The organism is Candidatus Dependentiae bacterium (assembly GCA_013821315.1).
Lineage (GTDB): Bacteria > Babelota > Babeliae > Babelales > Babelaceae > JACDHA01.
The window spans coordinates 1-4,621 of sequence record JACDHA010000045.1 but is presented as its reverse complement, the minus strand read 5'-3'; the positions used below and the strand labels follow the sequence as shown (position 1 = coordinate 4,621).

Genomic DNA, 4,621 nt, shown 5'->3' with positions numbered 1-4,621 from the left:
TTATAGGAAAATTGCTTGGTTTTGATATACAATCTGAGATAAGTACTGACAAAGGCAGAATTGATTTAGTTTTTTCAACAGTAGGTCATGTATATTTGTTTGAACTAAAATTTAAGGTAAGTGCTGCAATAGCCCTAAAACAAATTGAAGAACAGCGCTACTATGAAAAATATTTGTTAACGGGAAAGAAGATAACATTAATAGGGCTTTCTTTTAAACATACCAAACATAAACTAACTTTGGATTACGCTGCTAAAAACATAAAATAAAAAGTGATCCAAAAGTGTAAAATTTACCACACCTGATATCTTTATAGAATATTTTAAAACTATTAATGTATATTTTGCTCTATGTGCATAAGCTTGATTTTGCTTAGCTTGTTATATAGTTTGGTTTGTTTGATCTTTAAGTGGTTATAGATATAGTTTGGATATGCTAATTGCATGATACAAAACTGCTCATTCCAGACATGTGCCTCTTTTTCTTAACACTTGTCTTATCTTTTACCGTTATGCTACGGTTGCATCAGAAAAGCAACCTACACTTTAACATAAAGGACTAACGTGAACAAGAAAATTATGTGGAGTTTATCTACTTGCCTACTTATGCTCTCTACTAGCCCAATCCTATCAGCCCTCTGTTGCTCGTTTGGCCCTGAAGTGAGTAATATACCAGCTAATGCTGCCGTAAATAATGCTAACCAATTAGCAATTTCACCTACCTGCAATTTAATTGTTGTAGCTCAAGGTAGTGGCACTGATGCTGGTATAGCTCTTTTCACTCGTAATGGATGTGCATTAACAGCGGCTGGTACAAGGGCTATTGACAATTCTACAGGTTCTTTTGGAGCGGCTTTTTCACCTGATGGTACATGCTTGGCAGTAACCAGCGTCAATTTAGGTAGCGTATCTATTTTTAGTGTTGATCAAGACACTTGTATAGTGAGCGATGATCCAGTAGCTATTATTACTGGTATACCAAACAGTTTTGCTGTTACCTTTGCAAGTGAAAGCTGTCTTATTGTAGGAGGTCCCGATGTTATTAAGAGTTATACTATCGATCCTACTACCTGTATGCCCATAAGCACTACTACACCTACTGAAGCAACTTCATCACAAACTATAGGAAGTAACAATTTAGTAATCCAAATCGCAGTTTCACCTGATAAAAAGTGTATTGCTACAGTTAATAACACCAATACGGTAACTATTTTTCCCTTTGATAGTGCTACTTGTAGTATAGAGCCTAGTTCCCAAACCATTACCGGTTTTAATTCGACCGCATCAGTAGCATTTTCACCAAAGTGTAATTTACTTGCTATTGCAGATCTTGATGGGTTTTTTCCGCCTATTCCTGCAAGTGTTACAGTGTATCCATTTAATCCTGACATGTGTACAGCCAATACAGCAAATCCAATCACTTTAACAGGCGTAACAGTTCCTGATACAATAACATTTTCAACAAGTGGTCAGTGTCTTGCTGTTGTAGACCGTACTAATGGTATTTTAACTTATGCAGTTGATCAAAGCACTTGCACAGTAAATCCTACTACTCCAGTTGATATGTCAACTCAATTTACCGCACGTGCAGTTGGTTTTACACCACAAGATACTTGTCTTATAGCTCTTGACGCAGGAACCAATAATATTGTATCGTATGCAACTAATATTTTAAGCGCGACGGTAGATCCAGTAGCTGCTACCATTTGTTCAGGGCAATCGGTGCAATTAACCACTACTGTTACTAATGGAACTGGCCCTTTTACTTACTCATGGACTCCTATAGCAGGTCTAAGTGATCCTACTATAGCTAATCCAATTGCTAGTCCAACAACTACTACAACCTATACAGTAACAGTTACTGATACAGGGACATCAGCTCCTTCATGTACTGTTCAAGCAAGTACTACTATTACTGTTAATCCAACACCAGTACTAAGTTTAACAGCAGCACCAACAGCTGTATGTCAAGGAGCTACTACAAGTACGCTTACGGCTACAGCATCAGGTGGTACTGCACCCTATACAATCGTATTTTCGGGAACTGGTGTTCCTGCCAACTCACAAACGGGTAGTAGTGCAACTATTACTGTAACGCCAACACAAACAACTACGTATACCGCAACAGTTACAGATGCTAATGGTTGCTCAAATTCATCTACTGCTACCGTAACTGTTAATCCATTGCCTAACACTCCAACAGCTGGTTCTAATAGTCCTGTATGTGAAGGAGCAACGCTTACTTTAACAGCTTCTTCAACTACAGCTAACGTTAGTTTTTCATGGACAGGTCCTAATGGCTTTACAAGCGCTGAACAAAATCCATCACTACCAAATGTGACGCTTGCAGCAGCGGGTACCTATACAGTAACAGTAACAGATGCTAATGGTTGCTCATCAACTGCAACAACACAAGTAACTGTACCAGTTAACGCCCCGTTTGTAAGACTGTGTGGCCCTGTATGCCGTACAGTTAAAACAAGTAAGCCGTTAATAACTGGTAGAGCTACACCAAAGGCAACGGTGTATGTGTATGCAAACAATGAGCTTATTGCTCGAACTAAAGCAAGTAATTGTGGTATGTTCAGTGTTAGACCATGCAGGCCCTTAAGAAATGGTTGTAATGCTTTAGTTGCACGAGCAGTTAATAGTGCTGGCATAGCAGCGCGTTCAAATGGCTTTAAGTTTCTTTCTGTTAAAGCACGCAGATAAAAGAGATGAGTAAGAACAGTAGGGGCCCGTAATGGGCCTCTTTTGTTTACAAGCGTAGAGCAGTTTGTTTTCATCTTTTCCCTTTATCTTAAACTTATTAATAAAGATACTGACCAATGATTGTACAACATAGTCATAACTATTAATCTAACATAGTAAGGTCTGCTCTGTTTTAAAAGCTTTATAATTTTCCCAGAGTTTTGAGTGATATCCTATATGCCCTTGATCAGAACTTGTGGAAATTATAGTTCTACCTTGATTTATTTTCATTATCTCATTGATAAAGAGCTGATCATCACGATTGCTCAAAACAGTATCGGGCATCTCAAAATTTAAAAATATTGTTAAATCAATCTTCTGCATTGTTCTTAAAGTTCCAAGAGGTTCCATATTATTTTTTATATAATGGCTTTCAAGAATCTTTAAGTTTTTATCTGATCCACGAAATGAAATTATTTCTTGAACCGATTTTAAAGGACAATCTAAAATAATAACACCATTCTTTAAGGCAAGAAGTATTGCTTGTTTATCTTTTTTAAAAATATTAAGCTCTTTTAATAAGATATCGTAATCTGTGCCTGCTAAAGCAGAAAGAGCATTTATAATGGCTCCCCCACCTGCTGAACATCCGTATAAGTTAATAAGCTTCAATTGCAAATCACAAACGCATCGTTTTAAAAGATATAAAAGTGGCATAATCTCTTGTGGTGTTCCATAGGCACTTTTAGTATGATCTGTATGCTCGTTAATGTCATGGTCAAAGAAATTAAAGCCAATTAAATTTCCAGAAAAAGAATTGTATTTATCGACTATATTTACAAAAGCGCTATTTCCTCCATAACCATGGCAACAAATAGTTACTTCTGAGCTTGGATTTTTACAAGCAACTACTTTAATATCTAAATTATAATTAAAAGGATTGTTTTTATATAAATCTAATAGTTTCTGAGTGTGAGCAGGAGCTTTTGTTTTATGAGTTTTCATATCAACTGCTTGCTTTTTGTAATAAAGAAAAAATGATAACAGCGCAACAATAACTAAACCTAAAACTCTCCTTACACCCATTAGCTCGCTCTTTCAACAACTAATTGTTTTTATATATAATCAGACGTCTAAGGACTTTCTACTTCACATGTTACTGTTTATAAAAAGAAAGTCTTACTATAATGATATTCTATAAGAGGATACATATACAATGTTATACTCTTAAGCATAAGGTTTTTCCTATACTAGTAACAAAAAGAGCCTGGGAAAAGACAAGCTTTTTAATAGTTTTAATTATTTTAGTATTAGTAACTCTTATCGGGGAGCTACCCGTTAGAGTGCAGGGAGTATAAGAGTAACAGGGGCCCGTAATGGGCCTCTTTTGTTTACAAGCACAGAGCAGTTTGTTTTTATCTTTTCCCTTTATCTAAGTAACCTAAGTTGTGACCTAAATAAGGGTAAAGCTGTAAGCAAGAATAAAGCAAAAGACTTTTAGTTCAAACCCTTGGCTAGTAACAGCTGAATTTTTTTGGGAAATAAGTTTGTAATCTGGCTAAAAGTAGTCTCAATAGTTTTTCGGCCACGATTAATGAGATATTCAATCCATTGATTTCGTGGCCGCTTTGAATTACTTTTACGAGCAACAAGAAGATCAATTTGTAATACTTTTTTATAAGATCTTCTTGATCATAATTGGTATAAGCTGCATCTGCATAGACCTTTTAAATTGGCTTTTACTTTGCTTCTTATTAACATATTTATATTCAAAAAAGAAGTTGCAAGCTTTTTCTATGTTTCCACTAAAAAACATACCAGCGCTTACAGCTATAGTCATAATTTCAGCACTGCTCATATTACACAAAAGGCTAAAAGTATGCGCATTTCCATTTAAGTTGCATTTTTAGTTGTTTTTAACAAATGGATTG

At 35.7% G+C, this 4,621-nt stretch carries 3 protein-coding genes; 2 read left to right on the top strand and 1 reads right to left on the bottom strand.

Annotated features, from left to right (window positions below; all coding sequences use genetic code 11):
* A partial coding sequence (locus tag H0X48_06785) for a PD-(D/E)XK nuclease domain-containing protein (protein ID MBA3954995.1) occupies positions 1-269 on the top strand: 269 nt, incomplete at its 5' end.
* Positions 270-563: 294 nt separating this feature from the next.
* Positions 564-2,711: a PKD domain-containing protein gene (locus tag H0X48_06780; GenBank protein ID MBA3954994.1), complete on the top strand. Its 2,148-nt coding sequence runs from the start codon at positions 564-566 to the stop codon at positions 2,709-2,711.
* Positions 2,712-2,858: 147 nt separating this feature from the next.
* Here the strand turns inward: H0X48_06780 and H0X48_06775 are convergent, their stop codons facing one another.
* Complete coding sequence (locus H0X48_06775) at positions 2,859-3,695, bottom strand: hypothetical protein (GenBank protein MBA3954993.1); 837 nt, start codon at positions 3,693-3,695, stop codon at positions 2,859-2,861.
* Positions 3,696-4,621: the final 926 nt, after the last annotated feature.